General features: G+C 28.8%; 17 protein-coding genes. 2 read left to right on the forward strand and 15 right to left on the reverse strand.

What is annotated here, in order from left to right:
* Window positions 1–174 precede the first annotated feature (174 nt).
* Complete coding sequence (locus Q4A58_RS06065; RefSeq protein ID WP_303117483.1) at window positions 175–1,293, reverse strand: porin; 1,119 nt, start codon at window positions 1,291–1,293, stop codon at window positions 175–177.
* A 405-nt stretch (window positions 1,294–1,698) separates the two neighbouring features.
* Between Q4A58_RS06065 and Q4A58_RS06070 the strand changes: the two genes are divergently transcribed.
* Entirely contained in the window at window positions 1,699–2,499 is an 801-nt protein-coding gene (locus tag Q4A58_RS06070) for a hypothetical protein (RefSeq protein WP_303117484.1), read from the forward strand.
* A 68-nt stretch (window positions 2,500–2,567) separates the two neighbouring features.
* On the opposite strand, the gene Q4A58_RS06075 is transcribed toward Q4A58_RS06070, so the two are convergent.
* From Q4A58_RS06075 to coaE, 14 genes are all read right to left on the reverse strand, one after another.
* On the reverse strand, window positions 2,568–3,314 hold the full coding sequence (locus Q4A58_RS06075) for a hypothetical protein (protein WP_303117485.1): 747 nt from the start codon (window positions 3,312–3,314) through the stop codon (window positions 2,568–2,570).
* 12 nt (window positions 3,315–3,326) lie between these two features.
* Complete coding sequence (gene secA / locus Q4A58_RS06080; protein WP_303117487.1) at window positions 3,327–5,954, reverse strand: preprotein translocase subunit SecA; 2,628 nt, start codon at window positions 5,952–5,954, stop codon at window positions 3,327–3,329.
* Window positions 5,955–6,013: 59 nt separating this feature from the next.
* Window positions 6,014–8,038 (reverse strand): NAD-dependent DNA ligase LigA, encoded by a 2,025-nt coding sequence (gene ligA, locus Q4A58_RS06085; protein WP_303117488.1) that lies wholly within the window; start codon window positions 8,036–8,038, stop codon window positions 6,014–6,016.
* 3 nt (window positions 8,039–8,041) lie between these two features.
* Window positions 8,042–8,356: a PTS transporter subunit EIIB gene (locus Q4A58_RS06090; protein ID WP_303117490.1), complete on the reverse strand. Its 315-nt coding sequence runs from the start codon at window positions 8,354–8,356 to the stop codon at window positions 8,042–8,044.
* The gene (gene mnmA, locus Q4A58_RS06095; protein WP_303117492.1) at window positions 8,353–9,396 is read right to left on the reverse strand and encodes a tRNA 2-thiouridine(34) synthase MnmA; all 1,044 of its coding nucleotides are present in this window, start codon (window positions 9,394–9,396) and stop codon (window positions 8,353–8,355) included. Before mnmA ends, Q4A58_RS06090 begins: the two co-directional genes overlap by 4 nt.
* Complete coding sequence (locus Q4A58_RS06100; RefSeq protein WP_303117494.1) at window positions 9,396–10,100, reverse strand: biotin--[acetyl-CoA-carboxylase] ligase; 705 nt, start codon at window positions 10,098–10,100, stop codon at window positions 9,396–9,398. Before Q4A58_RS06100 ends, mnmA begins: the two co-directional genes overlap by 1 nt.
* A gap of 84 nt (window positions 10,101–10,184) precedes the next feature.
* Window positions 10,185–11,462: an ArsB/NhaD family transporter gene (locus Q4A58_RS06105; RefSeq protein ID WP_303117496.1), complete on the reverse strand. Its 1,278-nt coding sequence runs from the start codon at window positions 11,460–11,462 to the stop codon at window positions 10,185–10,187.
* Window positions 11,463–11,479: 17 nt separating this feature from the next.
* Entirely contained in the window at window positions 11,480–12,412 is a 933-nt protein-coding gene (locus Q4A58_RS06110) for a PTS sugar transporter subunit IIA (protein WP_303117498.1), read from the reverse strand.
* 81 nt (window positions 12,413–12,493) lie between these two features.
* Window positions 12,494–15,031, reverse strand: coding sequence for a DegV family EDD domain-containing protein (locus Q4A58_RS06115; protein WP_303117499.1), 2,538 nt, complete (start codon window positions 15,029–15,031; stop codon window positions 12,494–12,496).
* A gap of 19 nt (window positions 15,032–15,050) precedes the next feature.
* Window positions 15,051–15,602, reverse strand: a complete 552-nt coding sequence (locus Q4A58_RS06120; RefSeq protein WP_303117500.1) for a helix-turn-helix domain-containing protein — start codon at window positions 15,600–15,602, stop codon at window positions 15,051–15,053.
* Complete coding sequence (locus tag Q4A58_RS06125; protein ID WP_303117502.1) at window positions 15,599–16,807, reverse strand: CinA family nicotinamide mononucleotide deamidase-related protein; 1,209 nt, start codon at window positions 16,805–16,807, stop codon at window positions 15,599–15,601. The genes Q4A58_RS06120 and Q4A58_RS06125 overlap by 4 nt, the downstream gene beginning before the upstream one ends.
* 12 nt (window positions 16,808–16,819) lie before the next feature.
* Window positions 16,820–17,326, reverse strand: a complete 507-nt coding sequence (locus Q4A58_RS06130) for a phosphatidylglycerophosphatase A (RefSeq protein WP_303117504.1) — start codon at window positions 17,324–17,326, stop codon at window positions 16,820–16,822.
* Complete coding sequence (locus tag Q4A58_RS06135) at window positions 17,326–19,515, reverse strand: U32 family peptidase (RefSeq protein ID WP_303117505.1); 2,190 nt, start codon at window positions 19,513–19,515, stop codon at window positions 17,326–17,328. The genes Q4A58_RS06130 and Q4A58_RS06135 overlap by 1 nt, the downstream gene beginning before the upstream one ends.
* Window positions 19,512–20,087, reverse strand: a complete 576-nt coding sequence (gene coaE / locus Q4A58_RS06140) for a dephospho-CoA kinase (protein ID WP_303117507.1) — start codon at window positions 20,085–20,087, stop codon at window positions 19,512–19,514. The genes Q4A58_RS06135 and coaE overlap by 4 nt, the downstream gene beginning before the upstream one ends.
* Before the next feature lie 125 nt (window positions 20,088–20,212).
* Between coaE and Q4A58_RS06145 the strand changes: the two genes are divergently transcribed.
* On the forward strand, window positions 20,213–20,863 hold the full coding sequence (locus Q4A58_RS06145) for a Crp/Fnr family transcriptional regulator (protein WP_303117509.1): 651 nt from the start codon (window positions 20,213–20,215) through the stop codon (window positions 20,861–20,863).
* Window positions 20,864–20,924 lie beyond the last annotated feature (61 nt).

Below are 20,924 nucleotides of genomic sequence, written 5' to 3' on the forward strand. Positions count from 1 at the left end.
TTTTTCTGGAACTACATAAAAATTTATTTGATTTTTTCATCAACACCATTTGACATAGAGCCTAAAATTTTTATTCAAAGTATTTACCATTAAAAAATTGTAACAAAAAAAAGCCGTGAAATTTTCACGGCTTTAATTATTTATTTTTGATTTTTAACCTATGCTAAGAAAGGATTAGAAAGTAACTCTAGCACCAACTCTTACATAAGGTTGCCATCTCCAATGTTTAGCTCCATGTCTATTTGTAGAAGATTCAGATTCTCCAACACTTCTATTTACAAATTCAGCACCAACTCTTGTATATAATTTTACAAAGTCTGTAGCTTGGAAACTGTAATTGAAATGAGGATCAAATTTAGCTTCATATCCTCCCCATCTTTCTTTCTTTCCATTAGCTCTTTCAGTACCAGCAGCAGCTATACTACCTCTATCAGATCTAGACCATGCCCAATTAGTTGCATATACTCCTTCTAACTCTAAACCTAAATTATGTTTTCCTTGTTTATATAAAGTGAATTCTTTCTTTAAAGTGAATTCAACATTACCATATTTAGCAGTTAAATCAGCATCAACTGGTTTATCTTCAGTTCTATTAGTTTTTGAATACACATAAATACCATCATCAAACTCTGCTTGGAAACTTACTCCATAAGGTAATTCAAATTCTGCATTAGCAAACAAACCATACATATTTGCATGTCTATCATTATATGACCAAGTATATCTATAGAAAGGTGCTAATTCTAAAGCTGTAGCCTTTACATAGTCATTTTTAAAGAAATATTCTGAAAAATCAAATACAGGCTTGAACTCTACAAATTTGTTCTTTCCATGTCTAAATTTAGTTTCTACTCTAGCATTTACTTTGCTAGCTCCTAAATTTCCAAACTTATAAGTATGTTTTAATTCAGTTCTTGAATGATGATCTCCTTTATTTAGATCTCCATCTCTTTTTAAACCAAATTTATCTCTGTATTCTACAGTTAAGTTTTGATTTTCTGTGAAGTTTACACTTGTTTTTGCTCTTAATTCTGTATTCCAGTTAGAACCATCCCAATCTTTTTCTGTAGCTTTATGTCCTTCAATTTCTCCTTTGTTTCTCAAATGCACATCTACTGATCCGTTTGGTCTCCAAGCTGGAGTAACTTCTCTGTCTCTGTAAACTATTACAGGTTTTTCAACTATTTCTACTACTTTTTCAGGTACTACTACTGGAGCAGGCATAACTTCTTTAGCAGATGCTGCAGCTCCTACTACTAATAAAGAACCTAATACTAATGCTAATTTTTTCATAATTAGATCTCCCCTTTTTTTTATTAATTTTTTTTACATCTTTAAAGATGTTTCCCATTGAAGACAGTATACTACAATTTTAATATTTTGTAAATACCTTTTTTTCCCAACAAAAAAAGTCCTTTCATTTTTGGACTTCTTTAGAATGGGATTAGCATTTATATTTGATTATTTATTATTACTTTAATTCCCCTTGTTTCTGGGAGTTTCCCACCTTGATTTTAAATCAAGGTGGGTATTTTTTCTTTCTGGGGGGAGAGAAAAAAATTTTTTGTTTCTTATACTTTTTAGACGATGAGTTTTTTGAAAAAGTTTAAAAAAATTTTTAAAATTTTTTTATTTTTTCATTCTATATAATTTTTTTATATGTTATAATCTAAACAAATAATTCTAGGAGGTTATATAATGAAGAAAACTCTTTTATTTGCTGCTACACTTTTATCTGTTTCAGCTTATTCTTTTGATTTTGATCCAAAATTACCTAAGTCTTATTCTGTAAAATATTTCCATAATTTTGGTTCTATTGATGGATATGTACAAATACCTAAAGGTGGACAATTTGGTACTACTTCTGAAAAAAGACCTGAATTTGATGAATTAGGAATAGACAATATTTCTTATCCTGATTTAACTCTTACAGCAAAATGGGATAAATTAAGTTTATATTACAATTTAAACCATAAGACTTTTAAAGGAAATTCTATTTTAAAAAAGGATCTTATCACTCATAGCACGCAACTTTATGCTGGAGAAAAAATAAATACTAAACACAAATATGTTTTTCATAGATTTGGACTTGGGTATGACTTTAAATTTGTTGATAACTTTACTTTAACTCCTAAATTTGAAATTTCTCTTTTTGATTTTTCATATCAGTTTTCTACTGATGCAGGAAAGAATAGCCAAAGAAGATTTAGAGCTGGAACTGTGAGAATAGGAGGAGCTGCAAAATACGATTTTAATAAAGATTTCTCTTTAACTTTTGATTTGATGACACATATCCCTCATGATAGCATAAGATCATCTCTAGAAACTTCTCTTACTGCTTCATATAATGTATACAGACAGGGAAATACTGAGGTAAATGTTTTAGCAGGTATAGCTTATGATATGTTTAAATATAGAGATACTCAAAAAGATATGCAAAATTTTATGTATTCTAAAACAAAGCCTATATATAAAATAGGTTTAGAATTAAAATTTTAAAAAATAATTAAAACACTAAAAAATGGGTTGTTGCATTTAAAGATTTGCAGCAGCCCATTTTGATTTTATTATTTACTCCATCTATCAAGCTTAGAAAAATATTCTGAATATGCTATATACATAGCCTTAGCATTTATATTATTAAGCTCCAACTTTGATTTTTGAGATTTTTTATCATTTAAATCTTTAATTTGCACGACTCTCTCTGAAATTTCTTGACTGAACCAAACTTGAGGATTAAAAAAGTTATCTCTTTTCATGAAAGTATTCAAAAGTTTTCTTAATTTTCTTACTTCTTTTTTATCTAAGTCATTCTTTTGAGACCATGCTATAATTTGATCCCATTCATATTTATCAGCAACAACTTCCTTTATATATTTTGAAGGATTGTCTGCTTGTGAATTTGCTGACCTTACCATATAAGTAACTAGTCCTTTAGGATCTTTTATATTAGTATCATCTAAAACAAACTTTCTTGGAAGACCATTTACATAACCAGTTAATATATCTAAAAATTTTCCATATTCTTCATCTGTTATTTGACTTTCATCTCTTTTTCCTAAAGACTCTAAGAAGTACAAATCCTTATCTGTCAATTTCCCATGTTTTCTTAAATTCATTAAAGGGTTTTCTTCTCCAAACCAATCTGGAAGTTCAGCTTCACTAATTATTACTTCAGCTATTGTTCTTTCCCAGTCCTTAGCTGCCGACTTATCTATTGAATATTTTTCTGCAAGAATGCTCTTGTTCGTTTTTGCACCCGTACAAGATGAAAATAATATTACTAATGACAATCCTAATAAAACTTTTTTCATATATTTCCTCCTTTATCTTCCACAACATTTTTCATATGGCTTTCCACTACCACATGAACATGTCCCTTCAGAAACTATTTGATTATCTTCCGAAATTGTTTCTACCTCTGATTTCTCTTCCTCATTTCTTATTACTACTTTAAACAGAAAAGATGTTGTTTGCTCCTGTATAGTTCTTATCATCTGTTCAAAAATTTGCCCTGATAAAAGCTTGTATTCTACTACTGGATCTCTTTGTCCGTAAGCTCTTAAGTATATACTTTCTCTTAAACCATCAAGAGCTTTTAAATGTTCTCTCCATCTGTTATCAACAACTTCAAATAGGATATATTTTTCAAGCTTTCTCATAAAATCTGAGCCCACTTCTTTTTCTTTTTCTTCGTATTTCTCCGCTAGTTTATTAAAAATTCTTTCCGCATAACTTTCTTTGGTATGCTTTAAATAATCTTTGTCATCTTCCTCTTCATAACCATAATAGTCATCTAGATACTCATTTAAACCATCTATATCCCAGTCTTCCTTCATCTCTTCAGAAAATTTCTCCAGAACCTTAACATAGACATTTTCTTTTAACATTTCCAAAATTTTATCTTTTAAGTTATCTATAGCCAGTGCTGAATTTCTACTTTCATAGATTGCAGTTCTCTGCTTGTTCATCACATCATCAAATTCTAATAAATTCTTTCTGATTCCAAAGTTTCTAGCTTCTATTTTCTTTTGTGCTTTTTCTATTGCTGAATTTATCATTTTATGTGTTATTGGTTCTCCTTCTGGAAGCTTTAATTTATCCATCCAAAGCATTACTCTCTCAGAACCAAATAAACGCATCAAATCATCTTCAAGTGATAAATAAAATTCTGACTCTCCTGGATCTCCTTGTCTTCCTGACCTTCCTCTCAATTGATTATCTATTCTTCTAGATTCATGTCTTTCAGTTCCTAGGATAAAAAGCCCCCCTAGAGCTAATACTTTTTCTTTTTCTGCTAAGCATTGAATTTGATATTTTTCAAATACCTGTTTAAATCTCTCATCATCTCTTGAATTTACTTCAGATAATGCCATAAATTCTGGATTTCCTCCCAGCATTATATCTGTTCCTCTACCTGCCATATTCGTTGCTATAGTTACTGCTTTATATCTACCAGCCTGTGCTACTATTTCTGCTTCCTTAGCATGAAATTTAGCATTCAATACATTATGCGGAATTTTTTTTGCCTTTAAAAGCTCTGAAAGCTCTTCAGAACTCTTTATAGATATCGTCCCAACTAAAACAGGCTGTCCTTTTTCATATAATTCCACTATTCTTGCTATAATTGCATTGATTTTTTCTTTTCTTGTTTTATAAACTAAATCTGCATGATCTTTTCTTATGACTGGCAAATTTGTTGGTATAACAACAACCTGTAATCCATATGTGTGGACAAATTCTGTGGCTTCAGTTTCAGCTGTTCCTGTCATTCCAGCTAATTTTTCATACATTCTAAAGTAGTTTTGAAGAGTTATTGTTGCTAAAGTCTGATTTTCACTGGCTATATTTACTCCTTCTTTGGCTTCTATAGCCTGATGTAAACCATCAGAATATCTTCTACCCTCCATAGCTCTTCCAGTAAATTCATCTATTATTACAACTTCGCCAGTTTCTTTTACTAAATAATCTCTGTCCCTTTTAAATAATTCTTTAGCTTTTAAGGCTTGGTTTAAGTAGTGTGTCAACTCTACATGTTCAGGTGAATATAAATTTTCAAGCTTCAATAATTTCTCTATCTTTTTTACTCCCTTTTCAGTAAGAACTATATTTCTTGCTTTCTCATCAACTTCATAGTCTCCCCATTTTTCATCAGGAATATTCATAGCCTTTTTTTCTTTTATATTTCTAATTTTTTCTGTTTCAAAGCTTCTAGTCAACATAGATACAACTTGAAAAGAAATTTGGTACCATTTTACTCTGTCCTCTGCTGCTCCAGATATTATAAGAGGTGTCCTTGCCTCATCTATAAGTATTGAATCCACCTCGTCAACTATACAGTAATTTAACTTTCTTTGAACTTTTTCTTTTAAATTAGATACCATATTATCTCTCAAATAGTCAAAACCAAATTCAGAATTAGTACCATATGTAATGTCTGAATCGTATGCATCTTTTCTTGCCTGTGTGGAAAGTCCATTTACTATAGCTGCTGAACTCAAGCCTAAAAAGCCATACAATCTTGACATCTGATCTCTATCTCTTTTAGCTAGATAGTCATTAACTGTAATTACATGTACTCCCTTACCTGTAAGTGCATTTAAATATACAGGACATGTTGCAACAAGAGTTTTTCCTTCTCCTGTTTTCATCTCCGTAATTTTCCCTTGATGTAAAACTATACCTCCAATCATTTGAACATCATAATGTCTAAGTCCTAAAACTCTTTTTGAAACTTCTCTAACTGTCGCAAAAGCTTCAACTAATATATCGTCTAATGTTTCTCCCTTAGCTAATCTTTCTTTAAAAATTCTTGTTTTATCTTTTAATTCATCATCTGATAACTTTTCATACTCTGGTTCTAAAGCATTTATTTTCTCTACTACTTTTGTCAAAGATTTGATTTCTCTATCATTTCTTGTTCCAAAAATCTTTTTCAATAAAGCACTTATCATTATTTTTTTCCTCTCTTTTCAAAATTTTATCATTTTATACTTTAACATAATTTACTGCCTTAGTCAATTTTATTAGTTAAGTCAAGTTTTAAAGCAATAAATTCATCTTCTGTTAGAATTTTTACTGTGCCTAATTCTTGAGCTTTCTTAAGTTTAGTTCCTGCTTTTTCGCCCACTATTAAGTAGTCTAAATTTTTGCTCACCGCATTTAAATTTTTACCACCTAATCTCTCTATTTCTTCTTTTATTCCTTCTCTTGTAAAGTTTTTCAAGCTTCCTGTAAAAAGAAAATTTTTGCCTGAAAATATACTAGTACTTTCCTCTTTTTTACTTTTTTCTATTTCAAACTTTAATCCTTTTTCCTTTAATTTTTCTATCAATAACTTATTTTTTTCTAAACTAAAAAATTCCTTTATTTCTTTTGCTGCAATTTCACCAATACCGTCAATATTTACCAAATCTTCAAAAGTCATCTTCATCAGGTTTTCAATATTTTTACTTGCATCAGCTAATATTTTAGAAGCAACCTTACCTATAAATGGAATTCCTAAGGAGTAAATAATTTTATCATAGCTTCTCTCCTTACTACGCTCTATTGAAGTAAGTAAATTTTCTACGCTTTTTTCTCCCATTTTTTCTAGTTTTTCTATTTCTTTTCTATAATTTTTTAAATTATAAATATCTGAAACATCTTTTATATATCCCAGTTCAAGGAATCTCTCTACTATTTTAGAGCCTAACCCTGTTATGTTAAGTGCATCTCTTGATACAAAATATTCTATCTCTCCCTGTATTTTAGCCGGGCACTCTCTATTTACACATTTTATATCTACAAGACCATCTTCTCTTTTTAATTCACTATTACAAACAGGGCAATTAGTTGGTTCCTCAATTTCTTTTTCATCTCCATTTCTAGCCTCTTTTATTGCTTTAACAACTTGAGGTATTATCTCCGCAGCTTTCTCTATGAAAACTCTATCACCTATTCTAATATCTTTTCTTTGTATTTCACTTATATTATGTAAGCTTGCTCTTTTTACTCTACTTCCAGATAATTCAACTTCTTCCAACTCTGCAACTGGTGTTAACTTTCCTGTTCTTCCCACTTGCCAAGTTACTGAATTAAGTTTAGTACTTGCTTGACTGGCTGGGAATTTATAAGCAATAGCCCACCGGGGTGTTTTACTCGTATATCCTATTTCTTCCCATAAAGCTATATTATTTACTTTTAAGACCAAGCCATCTGTTTCGTATGGCAGTTGATATCTTTCCTTTTCCCAATATTCTATTCTCTGTTTTATAACTTTTTCTTCTTCTAAAAGTTCAAAAATCCCTGTTGTCTTCACTCCTAAGTCTTCTAAAAACTTTATACTTTCACTATGATTTTTTAAACCATATTTTTCAGCATTTACTAAAAAATAAAAATATGCATCCAACCCTCTTTCTTTAACAACACTTGAATCAAGTTGTCTTAGGGTTCCACTCGCTGCATTTCTTGGATTTGCAAAAAGTTCTTCTCCTCTTTCCAACCTATTTTGATTCAACTTTTTAAAATTATCTATTGGTAGAACTATTTCTCCTCTTATTTCTATGTCTATTTTTTGGGATAAAACTTTTGCCACACTTTCTATTTGCATAACATTCTCTGTTACATCTTCACCTATATAGCCATCTCCCCGTGTAACAGCTCTTATAAGTCTACCTTCTTTGTAAATTAAACTTATAGAAAGTCCGTCTAATTTAACTTCCAAGCAATAAGTTAATTTTTTCTCCTTAATTAATCTTCTTTTTATTCTCTCTATAAAATCTAAAATTTCTCCATTATTATAGCTATTAGCTAGACTAAGCATAGGATGCTCATGCTCCACTTTTTGAAATTTTAAATTTTTCTCACTAGTTCCAACTTTTAAAGTTGGCGAATTTTCATCTCTATATTCTGGATATTTTTCTTCCAATTTTTTTAGCTCTTCCAATAACTTATCATACTCATAATCTGATATCGGGCTTTCTCCTTCTCCATAATAAATGTTGTTATATTCTTTTATTTTTTTTCTTAATTCATCAATTTTTAATTTAATATCCATACCTCACCTTAAATATCTATTTATATTCTCTTCTAATTTTATAGCTTTCTCTCCAATAACTATCTGATAATTAAAATCATCTAAATCTATAATTTTTTTAGCTCCCTTTTCAATAAGTTTGTCCTTTTCTATTTTGTTCTCTTTTAAACATACTCTCAATCTTGTACTACAAGAATATATATTTTTTATATTTTCTTTACCTCCTAAAGCTTCTATATACTCCTTAGCAATTACTAATAACATATCATCACCAACAGTATCTAAGTCTAAGTTTTTTTCTGTGTTTAATTTAGAAAATAAATTTTTAAAAAATTTCACTTTATCCTCCTTATTATTCCACCACCAAGAACAAAATTATCATAAAATATTACCAAATGTTGACCATCAGCATTATGTGTATTTTCAATTTCATATCTAAAATATATTTTTTTATTCTTTAAATAAATACTTCCATAAAAACCATAACTTGAAAATCTAGCTCTTCCTAATAATCTCATTCCAACTAAAAATTCTGGAGCTACATTAAATTTATAATTAACTAATTCTATCTCTTTTACTAGAAGTTCCTCGTATTCTCCTAATACTATTTCATTTTTCTCAGCTCTTATATCTGTTATAAAAACTGGCTTTGAAAAATTAATTCCCAACCCTCTTCTTTGACCAAGTGTATAAAGTTGATAGCCCTCATGTTTTCCCAAAATATTTCCTTTTTTGTCTACAAAAAATCCCTCTTTTATTTTTTCAGCTAATTTATCTTTTAAAAATTTTTTATAACCTTCCTTTGCAAAACATATTCCTTGACTGTCTTTTTTATCATAAAGTTCTATTCCAGCTTCTTCAGCAATTTTTCTAATCTCAGTTTTTGAATAATTTTGCAATGGAAACAGAAGTCTCTTTAATTTTTCTGAATCTAGTCTATACAACATATATGATTGATCTTTTATTATACTATGAACTCCTTTTAACAGATGTTTAGAAAATTTTTCATTATATTCTACTGATGTATAATGTCCTGTAGCTACATATCCAGCTTTGTATTCCTCAGCTATCTGAAAAAGTGTTTTAAATTTTATTTCTTCATCACATATTATACAGGGGGAAGGAGTTTCTCCAGAATTGTAAGTATCTAAAAAATAATTAATCACTTTATTTTGAAATTCCTGATATATGTTAATTGTGTGATATTCTATCCCTAATTTCTTTGCAAGTTCTTTTGCATCTTCTGCGTCCTTACTTATCCCATTTTGATATTGATTTAAAGTTATTCCTATAACTTCATAGCCTTTTCTTTTTAAAAGATAGGCAGCTGTACTAGAATCCACTCCTCCACTCATACCTAATACTACTTTTTCCTTCATCAAATAAATCCCTTTTCTATACTTATTTCCCCAGCATTAAAATTTTTAAATTCTTCTCCTATTTTTACTTCTAAGCTCCCGTCTTCTAAAATATCAAGAGCTAATCCATCGTATTTTTTATCTCCAGCACTCAGCCTAATTTTTTTATTTTTTAAAAGATTATAAGAGTTTATTTCACTTAATATCTCAATCCACTGTCCTTGAATAAATCTATCATAATAGAAAAAAAATTCTTCTACTATTTTTAAAATAACTTGATCTATGTCATATTTCCCGTTTAAGCTTGTGGCTATCTCTTCAATCTCTTTTGGAATTTTATTGTTTACATTTACTCCTATTCCTATTATAAAATCATTTTCAACTTTTTCAACAAGGATACCACATAATTTTTTATTATTTAAATAAATATCATTAGTCCACTTAAATTGATATTTATTTTCTTCTATTTTTTCAAGTGCTTTTAAAGTTGCTATTCCTGCTATTAAAGGTAATTTTGTATAATTTTTAATTTCTAATTTTTTATCTGGTTTTAGTAAAAAACTAAAGAGAGCCATTCCCTCCGAAGAAACCCACTTATTTCCTCTTCTTCCTCTACCTAAACTTTGATTTTTTGCTGACACAATATCAAAATTAGAAAAGTTACTTATGTTTTCTTTTAAATAATTATTTGTTGAATCTATCTCATCAAATTTTAAAAATTTCATACCTATCCTCTGTAATAATGTTTTCTTGTTTTATAACAAATTCATATAATATTTACTATCTTCCCTCTTTCCTTCTTTAATATTTTATAAATATCTAATATACAAATAAATTGTGGCTACAATTAGATTTTGTATAGCTATTATACTCCCAAATTTTAAAAATTTTATAAAATCTATCTTACATCCAGCTTTTGAAGAAGCTGCTATTGCTACAACATTAGTTGCCGAACCTAAAATTGTCATATTCCCACCTAAACAGGAACCAAAAGACAAAGCCCACCAAAATGCTTTTGTACTCTCTATATATCTAAAACTAGGTTCCATAATTTTTACAATCTTTGAAAGAGTTGCAGCATTTGCTACATTCCCTATAATCGAAGTAAAAGCAGATGAAATCCACATAATGGAGATTGTGGCTAGATTAAAATTTCCCTCTGTTAACTGTATTAGTTTATCACCTATAAATTGAATTATTCCTAAGTTCTCTATTCCTCTTATCATCATAAAAAGTCCTATAAAGAAAAATAATGTTTCCCATTCCACTCCCTCAAACATTTCCTTGGGGCTTCTTTTAGCTATCAAAGATAAAAATATACCTCCTGACAAAGATATTATAGCTAAACCCTTATCAACAAAATTATTTAATATAAACCCGATAATGACTAAGGAAAAAATCAAAATCGACTGTTTTAATAATTTTATGTCCTTAAGTGTTCTTGAAGAATCCAATTCCATTATTTTGGCTTTTAACTCATTAGATACTTTCATATCTTTAGCATACATAAAATAGACTGTAATTAAAAGCATTAACATAGAAATAACTGACATTGGTGCAGTATTTATTAAAAATTCATTGAAGCTTAATTTTCCTTCTGAACCTATTATTAGTTGAGTAGGATCTCCAATCAATGTAGCAAGACCTCCTATATTAGCTGACATAACCTCTGTTATAACAAAAGGAAAAGGATTTAGTTTCAATTGCTTTGCTAATAATATAGAAACTGGCGCCATAAGTAAAATTGTAGTTACATTATCTAAAAAAGCAGAGCATATAGCTGTTATGATAGATAATAAAACTATCAATTTAAAGGGTTCTCCTCTGACTAATTGGGCGACTTTTATTGCAAACCATTGAAATACTCCTGTTTCTGATATTAACAATACCATCATCATCATTCCAATTAATAAAAATAATATTTCTAATCTACCATAAATAGCCTCTAAAACATCTTCTTCCTTCATTATGCCAATTAATGACATAGCTAGCCCTCCAGCCATAGTTGCCCATGGGGAAGCTATTTTTTCAGTTATTATACAATAAAATACAGTTATAAAAATAACTATTCCCAATATCAACAACATAATTTCTCCTCTTATATCTATATATGTAAAACTTTCTTTATTATATCTGACCTTTTTATCATCCCACAATATTTCTTATTTTCATCAACTACATAAAGTCTATGAACTCCATCCACAACCATTTTAAAACATATTTCCATAATAGGTGTCTTAGGATCTATTAATAGATGTCTTATTTCTTTCCTATAAATATTCTCTATTGTTGTTGTAGTTTCATTTAGAAGATAATCTTCAAAAGGTTCTCCTACCGTTAAAAAATTAATATCCTTTAGTAATGAAAGGTGATCAGGCATTCCAAAGTCAATCAATTCTTTTTCCGTTATTTCTCCTAACAGCCTTCCATCTTTAGCAACTACTGGAAAGGAACTTTCACGTTCAAGAATCAATCTTTTTGCAACTTCTTCCAAAGTATCTTCCTTAAAAACAGGTTTTATATTTGGACTTAAAACATCCTCTGCAATTATTTTATGCTCAATTTCTATATCTTCCGAATTTAAAAGCTCTATTATTCTCTTTATATTTTTTTCCGTCTTTAATTCTTCAAGTATCTCTGGATGTTTTAATGCTATCCTTGAAATAACACTCATTGATTTTAAAATATTTTTATTTTTTAAAACGTCTGAAACAATTAAAAATACAATTTTTATAGTATCCTTCTCATGAGTTGCAGCTATCTCCCCTTCTATTCCATCTTTTAAAATAGCAACAGCTATTATAAAATCTTCAAAATCTCTAAGTCTCGCATGAGGTATAAATATTCCTTCTCCCATACAAGTTGAAATTTCGTTTTCTCTTTTTATAATACTTTCAATTATTTCACTTTTCCTGCTTTTAAAATAACTATTCTCTTTTGCAACTCTTTCTGAAATTTCAACTATTATATCTTCTTTTGTTGTTGCTTTTAAATCTGTAAAAATATATTTTGGATTCAAGTAACTAGAAAATTTCATATTTACCTCCTTAAAAATAAAATAAAAAAATATACTTAAGCAACAAAAGGGACCATTGTTTTGCAACAGTCCCTTATTCTTTTATCTCACTTTAGATATTATTCCAACCCCAAAAACTGGCCCTGCATGACTTCCTATTGTGGCTCCAATTTCAATTCTTCCTTTATAGTCAACTTTTCTAAGAGAATCTGCTTCCTTCTTTAAACTATCAGTATTTAGTAGTTCCTGATTAGTTCCACCCCAGCCTGTATAAAGTAAAATACTGTTTTTCTTTGCCTCTGTCCTTATTATTTTTTCTATATAAGAGAGAGCACCTCTATCTCCAAGCGTCTTGCTCTCAAGAGTTACCTCTCCATCTTCAAGCTTTAAAACTGGTCTAATCTTCAAAAGTCCTCCAATTATAGATGAAGCCCTTCCTATTCTTCCACCTTTTTCAAGATATGTTAAATCATTTACAGCAAAATAAACCTTAGATACTTCTGCTAATCTATCTAAGTTTTCTAATATTTCTTTTATTCCTTTAGCTTCTTTTGCCATTTTAGCTGCTTCTAAAACTTGATGAGCTTGAGTAAAAGAAACTGCTTTTGAATCAACTATATAGATATCTTTTTCTCTTTTTGTCATTTCTTTAGCTACTTTAGCTGCCTGATGTGTTCCACTTAACTTATTGGAAACATGTATAGATATTATTTTTTCATATCCTCTATCAAATAACTCTTCATATACTTCTCTAAATTCAGCAGGTGAAGGTTGAGCAGTTTTAGGTATAACTTTTTCATTTAGTAATTTCTGCCAAAACTCTCTTTTACTTAAATTTACTCCATCTTTATAATGATTATCTCCTATCTTTATTTTAAGAGGAACAACTCTAATTTCTAAATCACCTATTATTTCAGTTGTTAAGTCTGAACCTGAATCTGTTACTATGGCTATCTTAGATAGTTTAGGATCTTTTTGCTCAATATAAATATAGTAAGAATAGTTATCCTGTTCTCCTGTATAAGACTCATATTTTTTAAACTTTTTTAATTTTAAAGCTTCATTACCTTCTTCTGTAGCTGTTTTTCCTAAAACAGAAAATACACTCAAAGTATTTTCATTAGTATATTTTTCATATACTTTTGAAATTAGTTCTCCTTCTTTTTCAGCCTTATCAAAAAAAACACCATTTACAAGAGCTATACAATCTCCTATATTTATGTCTGTATTGTTTATTTTTGTATTTCTTATAGATCTAGTTATTTCAACTGAATAATTAAAAACACTCTGCCTTAAAAGGTTTGCTAATGTCATTTTTTTATTTTTTACCAAATAGTGCCCCTCAAGCATAGTTTTAGTTTCTAAAACAATTACATTTCTACTATCCCTTTCAGCTGCCATTTTAGCTGAAGCTATAATATTTTTATTATTTGGTAATAAATATATTGTCTTTGCTTTTATTCTTTTTAAACCTTCTTCAATATCAGAAACAGAAGGGTTTTTCGTTTGACCACCTATTAAAACTGCTGCTGCTCCATCTTTTAAAAATAATTCTCCTATTTCCTTATTATCTGCTATCATATAGAAGGCTGAATTTTTTATATTACTTTCATTAAACAACAATTCAGGACCTATTTTTGCTTCTTGAAGTTCCTTTAAATTTCTCACACCATGCTTTATTTCTTTTTCATTCACTAAAAGATGGTTATGCTGTATCTCCATATTTTCTATTTTAATATTATTTAAATTTCCTAAAGCTCCAGCTATTTCAAGAAGTTGCCCTGGATTATTTGTATGTATATGAGTTTTTGTCTTCTTCTTTGTTTGAGCACAAACCATAGAATCTCCCCATTTAGATATTTTTTCTTTATATTCTTCTAAATCGAAATCTCCTGATTCTATTATAAACTCAGTGCAATACTTATATTTTATTTCTTCCTTGCTAACATATTCTAGTTTTTGTTTTCTATTTATCTGTGATTTTGCAATTCTTTCCAAATCTTTTAGCATTTCAGGATCTGTAACTGATTTTTCAAAACCTTCCAACATGTAGAAGATTCCTTTTCCTCCTGCATCAACTACTCCTGCTTCTTTTAACTTTGATAATAATTCCGGAGTTTCTTCAACAGCTTTAGCTGCTGCATTTTTTAAAAACACTAAAAACTCTATAAAGTCATCTTTAGGACCTGAATAAGCCATAGCAGCCTCTGAAACTCTTTTTATTACAGTTAACATAGTACCTTCTACAGGTTCATTAACTGCCCTGTAAGCTTTTTCTTTAGCTTCTACAAAGGCTCTTGCTGCCATTGCTATATCTATTTCTTCCTTTTCTCTAACTACATTTAGAAAACCCTGAATTATCTGTGATAATATAGTTCCCGAATTTCCTCTTGCACCTAAAAGTACTGCTTCAGATATAGTATCTGATAACTCTTCCATTGATAGTTCATTTTGTACTTTTATTAATTCATTCTCAACTGCTTGCAATGTCATGGACATATTAGTTCCTGTATCACCATCCGGAACAGGATAGACATTTAAATCATTTAATACATCTGCATGTTTTGACAGCCATCTGCTCGCTGCTATAAAAAGTTTTGTTAATCTAAGTGCTGTTAAAACTTTTATTTCTATTTTCATTAATACCTCCAAGTTAATTTTAGAAAGTAGGTGGGCTTACTACCCAAAGTGCTTTGACTTGTTTTTTTGATGTATTTTTAAATCTATGTTGTAAGTGAGACTTAAAATATAAACTATCTCCTTTAGAAAGTTTATATTTCTTGTCTGCTATATATACATCAAGCTCTCCTTCTATTATATAGATGAACTCTTCTCCTCCATGGGAGTAAAAGTCTCTTCCACTTTCTCCATTTATACCAATTTCATAAATTATTGGTTCCATATTCTTTTCTTTATTTGATGGCATTAAAAGCGCCATTCTAATATTAGAACCTCTACTTTCTAAATATCTCATTTCATTTTCTTTTATATATTGGATATTTTTTATTTCATCATCTTCATCTTCTATTAAATAACTCACTCTTACATCTAAAGTATTAGCTATTTTTTTTAAATTTTCTATAGATGGTGATGCTTTTCCCTGCTCTATTTGAGATAAAAAACTTGCAGATAACTCAACCTTCATTGCAAGTTCTCTCAAAGACATTCCTTTTTCATTTCTACTTTTTTTAAGTTTTTCTCCAATCGTCATATCCCGTACCTTTTCCTCAACATTTTAAGCAAACTATAAAGTGCAAATAATGTTGTCCTTTGTCTTATTTTATTTCTTTCCCCTTTAAATTCCTTTCTAATAACTTCTACTTCTGAATCCACTTTTACTCCAACATAAACAAGTCCAACCGGCTTCTCTAAAGTTCCTCCATCTGGTCCTGCAACTCCAGTTGTAGCAATAGCAACATCCGTTTTTAAACCATTTAACATTTCTCTTGCAGTTTCTTCACTAACTGCTCCATATTTTTCAAGTGTTTCTTTTTTTACTTTTAATCTTTCTACCTTTGCTTCATTACTATAGCAAACTATACCTTCTATAAACGAAGAAGAAATTCCAGAAACATCCACCAACTTACTTGCTATCATACCCCCCGTACATGATTCTGCAGTTGAGATAGTTAATATTTCTTGTTGTGAAGTTAAATAATTAAAAATAAGTTTTTCAACTCTATCTTCATCTTCTCCAATTATAAAATCAGCAATCTTATTATATAACTTTTTGACAATTTTTTCTACATTCTTTTTATTTTCTATTTTAGTTTGAAGCCTTATAAGCGTTCCATAGTCCTTTACTAAAAATTCATAAAATATATTTTGTTCAGTAAAAAAGTCTTTCACAGTACTTTCTAAAATACTCTCCCCTATACCGCAGGTTATAATATCTTTTATATAAATTTTACTATTTAAGTTTTTCTCTTTGGCATAGTATTTTAAAAACTTAGGCAACATATTTTTTAATTCATTTGGAAAACCAGGAAATGCTGCTATTCCCTCTATATAAATAGCAGGAGCCATGCCCACATCATTTTTAAAGCTTATAGCTCCTTCTGGTTTTTCAACTTCTTTAAATATTTTCATATCTAAATTTCTTTCTCTATATTTAGCTATTAGTTCTCTTTTTTCTTTTTCATCTATTATAAGCCTCTTTTTTAGAAATTTTGCTATAGCTTGCTTTGTTATATCGTCATCTGTAGGTCCAAGTCCACCCGTTGTAATAACTAAATCTACATTCTTCTTTGCAAAATCTAATGCTTTTTTTATCTCTGAACTAATATCTCTTAAAGTCATCTTATATTCTATTTCTATACCAAATTTATTAAGTTCTTCAGCAATATAAATACTGTTGGTATCTACCATACCACCATTTAACAATTCAGTCCCTATAAGTAATATAGCCGCCTTCATTTTTCTCCCTTTTTACCAAAAAAATGCTGTCCAAATACAAACCATTATAAAATTCCCTATAACTCCTGCTAAAAAATCATCCATAACAACGCCGACTCCATTTTCCATATCCTGTACTTTGTTTATAGGACCTATCTTAGTTATATCTAAAATTCTAAAAACTATGAAAGCTATTAGCATTGCAATTAAGTTTGACTTTACCCCTACAGGATTTATTAAAAATAATGTTGTTAAATAGCCTAAAACTTCATCTATTACAACAGCTTGTGGATCTTCTTTCCTAAAAATTTCTCTCTCACAGACATCAGAAACACAAACAGCAACAGCAAAAAATGTCATAAGAAACATAAAATAAAAAGAATTATAAAGCATATTATTTGCAAAAAATTTTCTTATATATGATAGAAATATATATATAGGGATGCCTCCTAAAGTCCCAAAGGTTCCTGGCATAAAGGGTAATTCCCCTAAACCAAAACAAGTAGCTAAATTTCTTATGAACTTATTATTATTTCTCATCAGTATACTCCCCTTTTATAATTATATTCTCTATATTCACCTTTTCTTATTTTCAGCTGCCTTAATACTCTTTCCATTTCTTTTAAGTTTTCTGTTGTAAATTCTAAAACAAGGCTATCTAAATAATATTTTTTTAAATCCTCCATAATATTTATAATATTTAGAGGCTTGTCTAAAAAAATTTCTGTTCCAAAATCATTTTTTACAACAAAGAACTTATCGCCTTCTATATTTGTTATTAATTCTCTATCTTTTGTAAGTTCAATATCTATAGTCATCCCTTTTAGCTTAGAATATATTAGTATAGCTTTTTTTAAACTAGTTTTTCCTAAAGCCTTTATTTTAGAAAGCTTAAGTTCTGGAGATATTATAACAGTTTCAAGTTTTTTTATTTCCTCTAAAACTTTTAAAGTATAGGAATTGGTAATATTCATATTCCAATTTAATATTACCTTTGAATTTTTATTTTCAAGTAGTTCATAAAAATTTGATGCCAAAGGATTGTTTAAATTATGTTCTCTAAGCTTAGACTGTTTTGCTATATCATAAGTTCTGTAATATATATCTTTTATATTGTAGTCTTCTTTTAGGGTATTTAAATAGTTATACTGCTCTTCATTTGAAACTATGGCTAGTAATTCAAAATCTTTCTCCTCATCTTCTTCTATTTTTAAATTATAGTAAAAACTAGCCATTTCTTTTAATTCCTTATCTAAATCCCTTCTGAAAAAGGAAAGCAAATCTATTCTAAATTTTTCAATGGACTTCCTTTTCAAGTTCTTAAGCTCTGAAAGAGGAATAAAAATATTGTCTTCGATATCAATTAAGAGCTTTCTAAAAATAAACTCACTATCTCCCACTTCAGTTAATTTATTAATTATATCTTGAGGTTCTAACTTTCTTTTCTGCGCTAACTGAACAGGATTATCTCCTATATATTGAGTTTCAAATAAGATTTTTTCATTATTTTTTAAATATAAAGTTAATTTAATTTTTTCATTTAATTTCGCTGTAAACTCTCCCTCTATCTCTAGTTTTTTATTATTGACCTTCATTTTTTTTATAATTTCATCATTTACACTCTTATTAAAATTTTTAAATATGTACTTAGTTCCCGCTGGAAAATTAAGAAAAATTTTCTCTCCCTCATAGGCTATTTTTCTATTTTCTTTTACTCCTATTATATTTAATTTATTTATAAACTCTCCACCTAGATTTCTGTAATTAGATGATAGAAAACTTATTCCATCTCCACATATAAGATTCTGAAAAAGCTTGATATTTTTTCCAACTACCTCTCCTATTTTTTCTCCTGTATTATAGGAATAATCTCTGTTCATAATTTCTTGATTGGTCCCATAAAAATAACCTTTTGAGTAGCCTCTATTAAAAATTTTAGAGATATTCTCTTGACTATCTAAACCATTAATTAAATTCCTATAATAACTGACTGTTTCATATACATAGTTTTCATCCTTCATTCTTCCTTCAATTTTTATACTCTCAATTCCGATTTCTTTTAGTTTCAGTATTTCATTAAAGCCCAAGAGTTGATCTTTAGGGCTTAAAAAATAAGAAGTTTTTCCACAACTATTTTTATATTCTTTTCTACAAGGTTGAGCACACATTCCTCTGTTACCACTTCTGCCACCTATAAAACTACTCAAATAACAATTTCCTGAATACGATATACAAAGAGCTCCTGATACAAAAACTTCAAGCTCTACATCTGTATTTTCCCTTATAGATTTTATTTCTTCAAAACTTAGTTCCCGAGGGAGCACCACTCTTTTAAAGCCTAGACTCTTTAAGTAGTTTATTTCATAATGATTTGCAACAGTAAGCTGAGTACTTCCATGGATTTCTATTTTAGGGAAATTTTTCTGTAGATATCTTGCATAGCCTATATCTTGCACTATAATTGCATCTAAACCATAATTATAAAGCTCTTTTAATATTGGATAGAGAATTTCTATTTCTCTATTTGTCATAACTGTATTCAATGTTAAAAAGACTCTGCTACCTCTTAAATGTGCATAATCAATTGCTATTTTTATTTCTTCTGGACTAAAATTTATTGCATTTCTTCTTGCTCCAAAGCCTTTTAAACCTAAATAAACTTCATCTGCTGTTGCTTTTATTGCAGCATAAAATCTATCTATATTCCCCGCAGGTGCTACTATTTTCATAAGTATACACAAAACCTTTCCACTTGCTCTTTTAAATCTTCTATACTATCATTATTTTTAATTATAATATCTGCCTTTTTTATTTTCTCATCATCTGACATCTGTGAACCGATAATTTTTTCAGCTAGTTCTTTACTTATTCCATCTCTTTTTATAATTCTTTTTATTTTCAATTCTCTATTTGCTAGAACCAAAAGTATTTTATCACATAATTTATCTATGCCACTTTCAAAAAGTAGTGGGACATCAAAAACTATAGTTTTTTTATAGTCATTTTTTTCTCTTATACTTTTAAAAAAAACATATACTCTTGGATGAATAATTCTATTTAATTCTTCTAATTTTTCTTTGTCTTTAAAAACAATATCTTTTAGTTTCTTTCTATCTATATTAGAAGCCTTATCAAGAATTTGCTCTCCAAAATATGAGATAAGTTCTTTTTTCACTTCTTCTTCTTTAGAAATTTCTCTTGCTATTTCATCTGCGTCATAGATTAAAAAACCCTTTGTCTTTAAAATTTTAGAAACCGTAGTTTTTCCACTTGCTATACCGCCCGTCAGACCAATTATCATAATTTTCTCCCATTTATCAAATTAATTTACTACTTACATATTATATAATGTTCTACAAATTTTATCAATTATCTGGACTTTCTATCACTATGATATAATATAAAAAAATTATTGGAGGTATTCACTTGATAAACAGAGAAGATATAAAGCTACTTGAAAATATTTTCCCCTTTTGGCTTGATATAAAAGTTGATGATAGAGCTAAAATAATTCTATCCACTAGATTGCTTTCAATAAAAAAAGGTTCTATTTTTTTTAGTTCAAGTGACTTAGGGGGGCTTATATTTATAAAATCTGGTAAACTTAGATTTTTTATTTCATCACCTGAAAGTAGAGAACTCAGTCTTTATAGCTTAAAAAGTGGAGATGTAGAGTTTTTCATAAATGACAATGATTCTTTTTCAGCAATTTCAAATATAGAATTTATTGCAGAGGAAAATAGTGAACTTCTATTCATTCCATATTCAGTTTTATCTATTTTTCGTTGTAGATATTGTGAAATAGAAAAATTTTTACATAATTTGACAAATAAAAAATTTTCCCTGTCTTTAACTGCACTTCAAGCTATTATTTTAAGTCCTTTAAAAGAAAGATTACTAGCTTTTCTTCTATCTTTTAATTCTAATGAAATAATAGCTACACATGAAGAAATTGCAAAAAATTTAAGTAGCTCTCGTGAAGTTATATCTCGGATTCTTAAGAAGCTAGAAAAAGAAAAAATTTTAAAGATTGGCAGAAATAAAATTATTTTAAATTTAAAAAAATCTAATGAATAATTATATTTTACAACATAATAGACATAATACCTATATAAATATTAAGTATAAATATAAAGAA

This window comes from Fusobacterium sp., assembly GCF_030528405.1.
Classification (GTDB): domain Bacteria; phylum Fusobacteriota; class Fusobacteriia; order Fusobacteriales; family Fusobacteriaceae; genus Fusobacterium.

Coding starts and splice junctions, on each gene's coding strand:
- coaE (WP_303117507.1), bottom strand. CDS start 20,087: ATGATAATTGGTCTGACGGGCGGTATAGCAAGTGGAAAAACTACGGTT.
- ligA (WP_303117488.1), bottom strand. CDS start 8,038: ATGGATATTAAATTAAAAATTGATGAATTAAGAAAAAAAATAAAAGAA.
- Q4A58_RS06125 (WP_303117502.1), bottom strand. CDS start 16,807: ATGAAGGCGGCTATATTACTTATAGGGACTGAATTGTTAAATGGTGGT.
- Q4A58_RS06070 (WP_303117484.1), top strand. CDS start 1,699: ATGAAGAAAACTCTTTTATTTGCTGCTACACTTTTATCTGTTTCAGCT.
- mnmA (WP_303117492.1), bottom strand. CDS start 9,396: ATGAAGGAAAAAGTAGTATTAGGTATGAGTGGAGGAGTGGATTCTAGT.
- Q4A58_RS06075 (WP_303117485.1), bottom strand. CDS start 3,314: ATGAAAAAAGTTTTATTAGGATTGTCATTAGTAATATTATTTTCATCT.
- Q4A58_RS06105 (WP_303117496.1), bottom strand. CDS start 11,462: ATGTTGTTGATATTGGGAATAGTTATTTTTATAACTGTATTTTATTGT.
- Q4A58_RS06130 (WP_303117504.1), bottom strand. CDS start 17,326: ATGAGAAATAATAATAAGTTCATAAGAAATTTAGCTACTTGTTTTGGT.
- secA (WP_303117487.1), bottom strand. CDS start 5,954: ATGATAAGTGCTTTATTGAAAAAGATTTTTGGAACAAGAAATGATAGA.
- Q4A58_RS06135 (WP_303117505.1), bottom strand. CDS start 19,515: ATGAAAATAGTAGCACCTGCGGGGAATATAGATAGATTTTATGCTGCA.
- Q4A58_RS06100 (WP_303117494.1), bottom strand. CDS start 10,100: ATGAAATTTTTAAAATTTGATGAGATAGATTCAACAAATAATTATTTA.
- Q4A58_RS06115 (WP_303117499.1), bottom strand. CDS start 15,031: ATGAAAATAGAAATAAAAGTTTTAACAGCACTTAGATTAACAAAACTT.
- Q4A58_RS06120 (WP_303117500.1), bottom strand. CDS start 15,602: ATGACGATTGGAGAAAAACTTAAAAAAAGTAGAAATGAAAAAGGAATG.
- Q4A58_RS06065 (WP_303117483.1), bottom strand. CDS start 1,293: ATGAAAAAATTAGCATTAGTATTAGGTTCTTTATTAGTAGTAGGAGCT.
- Q4A58_RS06110 (WP_303117498.1), bottom strand. CDS start 12,412: ATGAAATTTTCTAGTTACTTGAATCCAAAATATATTTTTACAGATTTA.